Below are 4404 nucleotides of genomic sequence, written 5' to 3'. Positions count from 1 at the left end.
TGAAGAGGTTGTAGATGCTCGGCCCGAAGATCGCCATGAAGATGATCGCGAGCACGAGGCCGGGGATCGCGTACAGGATCTCGACGCTGCGCATCAGGAAGTCGTCGACGTAGCCGCCGAAGAACGCCGAGACGGCGCCGACGATGACGCCGCCGACGAAGCTGATGCCGACGGCGACGATGCCGATCGTCAGCGCCGTTCGACTCCCGTACACCACCCGCGAGAGCATGTCCCGGCCGTACCGGTCGGTGCCCAGCGGGTGCTCCCGGGAGGGTCCCTCGTAGCGCATGCTCTGGTCCATCGCGTGCGGGTCGGCGTGGAGCCACGTGATGACGGCTCGATCGAAGACGAAGTTGTCGACCGCGCTGAACAGCGCCATGAGGATCAGCCCGGCGACGATCGCCACCCCGGCGAGCGACGTCGGGCTGTGCTTGAGCTGGACGAGCGTCGCGAGGACGCCCCCTTCGTCGTCGAACTCGGTGCCGACCTCGGCGGCGTGCGTTCCTTCGCTGCTCATCGGGTCTCACCGTCGAGCCGTGTCTCAGTCATACTTGATCCTCGGATCGATGTAGGCGTACGCCAGGTCGGTGATCACAACGCCGATCAGGAACAGCGTCGAGAAGAACAGGGTGACGCCGACCGCCACCGAGTAGTCCTGCTCGATCACCGAGTCGAAGAAGAGCCGTCCCAGCCCGGGGATGGCGAAGATCTCCTCGACGATGACGCTGCCGCCGAGCAGCGTCGAGACCTGCAGGCCGACGATCGTCACGAGCGGCAACAGCGCGTTCCGGAACGAGTGGCGCAAGAGCACCTTCCGCTCCGGGATCCCGTAGGCGCAGGCGGTCTCGACGTAGTCCTCTCGCATCTCCTCGATCATGCTCGAGCGCGTCATCCGCATCAACAGCGCCGTCTGGGCGGTCGCCAGCGTGAGCACCGGCATGATCAACAGCAGCGCCGCCTCGACGGGATCGACGAACGGCGACGTGTAGCCGGTCGCCGGCAGCAGGTCGAAGTTGTACGACAGCAGGTAGATCAGCATCAGCGCGAGCCAGAAGTTCGGCGTCGAGATCCCGGCGAGTCCGGCGAACCGCGAGAGGTGGTCGCCGGCGCGGTTGTGTCTCGCGGCGCCGTAGATGCCGAGCCCGATCGCCACCGGCAGCGCGACGAGGTACGACAGCCCCATCACGACCAGCGTCGGCTCCATGCGTTCCCAGATCAGGTCCGTCACCGGTCGGTTGTAGACGAACGACTGGCCGAGGTCGCCCTGGGCGAGGCTCGCGAGGTAATCGACGTACTGTACGTACAGCGGGCGGTCGAAGCCGTGGGCTTCGATCAGGTCCTCGGCCAGTTCCTGGCCGGGCTCTTCGCCGAGCCAGAGGCGGACGGGATCGCCGGGCAGCGCGTGCATCATGACGAACGTGAGCGTCACGATGCCGAACAGCACCGGGACCAGCTGCAGTAATCGTCGTAACGTGTACCGTAAGAGTCCCATGCGTGTGAGTGAGCGATGAAGGCGGTGAGAGACGGCGCGGCGTTACCCGTCGATGTTGGCCTCTTGCCAGTAGTTGAACGCCTCCTGCTCGCCGAACTCGCTCGGCTCGTAGTCCTGGACGCTTGCGTGGACGCCCGTGACGCTCTCGGCGGAGTAGACCCCGATTACCGGGTACAGCGAGAGCACGATATCGGCGGCCTCGACGTAGTACTCGCGGCGGTCCTCCTGGGCGACGGTCGCCTGCCCGGCGCGGACGAGCTCGTCGAGGCGCTCCAGATCCTCGAGGATATCGTCGTCGCCGCGCTCGCGGCTCCCCTCGTACAGGTAGCCGATCGAGGAGTGCCCGACGACGTCGTCGGACATCCCGCCGTCGTCGTTGCGCAGGTCCCGGAACATGTGGTAGTAGTAGCCGTCCGGGTCGTCGTTGCCGCCCCAGCCGTAGGTGGTGATGTCGTAGGTGCCGTCGCCGAGGGCGTCGAGCCAGTCGCCGGTCGACACCTCGCGGATCGAGCAGTCGATGCCGACCTCCTCGAACTCGTTCTGGAGGACGAGCGACCGACCCTCGTTGGCTTCGCCGGCGGTTATCAGCAGGTCGACCTCGAAGTCGGTGCCGACGCCGGCCTCCTCGAACAGCTCGACGGCCCGGTCGTGGTCCTGTTCGGGGTAGTAGTTTTCCCGCCACTCGTCGGCGGGGAAGTCCCACGCGTCGACGGTCTCCTGGGGCATGTGACCCCAGTTGCGGCCGGCGAGACCGCCGGCGGCGGCCTGCATGACCTCGTCGTAGTCGATGAGGTGGTGGACGGCCTCGCGGGCGCGGACGTCGGTGAACGGCCCGTCGAGGCAGTTGATGACGAACCCCTGGAAGTCCATGTTGGACAGCTGGTGGGTCTCGATGTTGTCGTCGCTCTCGGCCTCGCCGAGCAACTCCTCGGTGACTCCCGACTGGTGGAGCTCGCCCTGGGCGAGCTCGACGTAGCCAACCTCGGTCTCCGGGATGATCCGGTAGGTGAGGCCGTCGAGGACAGGCTCGCCGAGGAAGTAGTCCTCGTTGGCGACCATCTCGACCGACGATCCGGGGTCGTGGTCGTCGAGTGTGAACGGACCGCTGCCGACCGGGTTCTGTCCGAACTCCTCGTCGCCCATCTCCTCGGCGGCCTCCTTGCAGACGACGGGAGCCGCGTTCATGTGCGAGAGCGCCCGGTCCATCAGCCCCGACGGGAACTCGAGGTGCAGCGTGACTTCGAACTCGCCGGTCGCCTCCGCCTCGTCGATGAAGGCCACGTTCGACTGGTTCGGCGAGGCGTTGTCGCTATCGAGCACCCAGTTGAACGAGTAGGCGACGTCCTCCGCCGTGAGTTGCCCCCAGTCGTCGTGGAACTCGACGTCGTCGCGGATCTCCACGACGTACGTGGTCTCGTCCACCTCTTCGGGGTGGTCGACCGCGAGGTGCGGTTCGAACTCGCTGCCGTCCGGCGACTGGAGCAACAGCGAGTCGAACAGGTAGTGCGCGGCGGAACTGTACCACGCCAGCTGGTTCTGGCGCGGGTCGAAGGTCTCGACCTCGTCGGAGGTCGCGATGACGAACGTGCCGCCGCCGTCGGCCTCGTCCTCGGGATCGCTCCCCACGCAGCCGGCGAAGAGGCCGGCCGCCCCCGCCGCCGCCGTCGATTTCAGTACTCGTCGTCGGTTCAGCCCGGTCGAGTGGTGTTGTTCGCTCATTGAGAACACTTCCCGGTATACACAGGTCCTGCCGCGGACGTCGGATATACCCGTGTCCTAGCATGCTAGTCGAACCGCGGATCTCCGGAGACGCGGGCCGTGTGGCCGTCGAAAGAGCTTTCGCGGTCACGCGAGACCGCCCGCCATGCAGATCGACCGCGCCGAACTCGAGCGGCTCGTCGCCGCCCGCGGCCCGCCCGGCGACGAGTACCCGGTGGCCCGCGTCTTCGCCGAATTGATCGAGCCGTACGTCGACGACGTCTCCTGGGACGCGATGGGGAACGTGATCGCCACCGCGTACGGGAGCGTCGACGACGACGGGGGCCTGACCGTCGAGGGTACCTCCGCGCGCGGAGGCGAAGAACCCGAGGAGGTGATGCTCGCGGCCCACGCCGACGAGTTGGCGCTGCTGATCGACGGCGTCACCGACGACGGCTTCCTGTCGTTCTCGATGCTCGGCGGTCACTACCGGGGCTACCTGCTCGGCCGCCACGTCGGCGTCGGCCCCGACGCGATCCCCGGCGTCATCGGCGCCAAGCCGCGTCACTTCATGGACGGCGAGGAGAAGGCGTCGCTCCCCGAAACGCTGCACGTCGACGTCGGGGCTCGGGACGCCGACGAGGTCGCCGACCTGAACGTCGAACCCGGCGACCACGCGACCTGGGACCGGGAGCTGGTCGACCTCGCGAACGGTCGGCTCGCCGGCCGCGCCCTCGACGACCGGATCGCCCTCGCGATTCTCCTCGCGGTCGCCCGCGAGCGGTCCCGGGACCGCGATTCGTTCGGCCCCGCCGGCGATCGCACCGTCCACTACGTCGCGACCGTCCAGGAGGAGGTCGGGCTGCGGGGCGCCCGGGCGGCCGTCCACGACGTCGACCCCGACGTCGCGATCGCCCTGGAGATCTTCCCGACCGACGACTACCCCGTCGACGGCGAGCGGTCGAGTCGGGTCGCGCTTGGGGACGGTCCGGTCGTCGAGTTCGGCGACGGCACCTCCGAGTACTTCTTCGGCGGCGTGCTCGTCGACCGCCGGACCCGGGAGTGGCTCCAGCGGGCGGGCGCGGCCGCCGCGGTCGACCTCCAGCACGACGTCATGATCGGCGGCACGACCGACGCGACCGAGTTCCAGGGCGTCCGCGGCGGGCGCCACGCGGGCGCGATCGCGGTCCCCTGTCGCTACACCCACTCGCCCG

4 protein-coding genes are annotated in these 4404 nt (G+C 68.1%); 1 reads left to right on the top strand and 3 read right to left on the bottom strand.

The features are described from left to right. The 3 genes from QZT59_RS00540 to QZT59_RS00530 all read right to left on the bottom strand — a co-directional run. Window positions 1-517 (bottom strand): ABC transporter permease (locus QZT59_RS00540; RefSeq protein WP_394348626.1); only part of this gene is annotated, 517 nt, incomplete at its 3' end. A gap of 24 nt (window positions 518-541) precedes the next feature. Beyond that, complete coding sequence (locus QZT59_RS00535) at window positions 542-1492, bottom strand: ABC transporter permease (RefSeq protein WP_290809980.1); 951 nt, start codon at window positions 1490-1492, stop codon at window positions 542-544. A 42-nt stretch (window positions 1493-1534) separates the two neighbouring features. Then, on the bottom strand, window positions 1535-3211 hold the full coding sequence (locus QZT59_RS00530; protein WP_290809978.1) for an ABC transporter substrate-binding protein: 1677 nt from the start codon (window positions 3209-3211) through the stop codon (window positions 1535-1537). 145 nt (window positions 3212-3356) lie between these two features. Here QZT59_RS00530 and QZT59_RS00525 point away from each other — a divergent pair. Continuing rightward, on the top strand, window positions 3357-4404 hold a 1048-nt coding region (locus tag QZT59_RS00525; protein WP_290809976.1), incomplete at its 3' end, for a M42 family metallopeptidase.

This window comes from Halovivax sp. (genome assembly GCA_007119345.1).
Lineage (GTDB): Archaea > Halobacteriota > Halobacteria > Halobacteriales > Natrialbaceae > Halovivax.
This window is presented reverse-complemented; position numbering and strand designations above follow the sequence as displayed.

Coding starts and splice junctions, on each gene's coding strand:
- QZT59_RS00530 (WP_290809978.1), bottom strand. CDS start 3,211: ATGAGCGAACAACACCACTCGACCGGGCTGAACCGACGACGAGTACTG.
- QZT59_RS00535 (WP_290809980.1), bottom strand. CDS start 1,492: ATGGGACTCTTACGGTACACGTTACGACGATTACTGCAGCTGGTCCCG.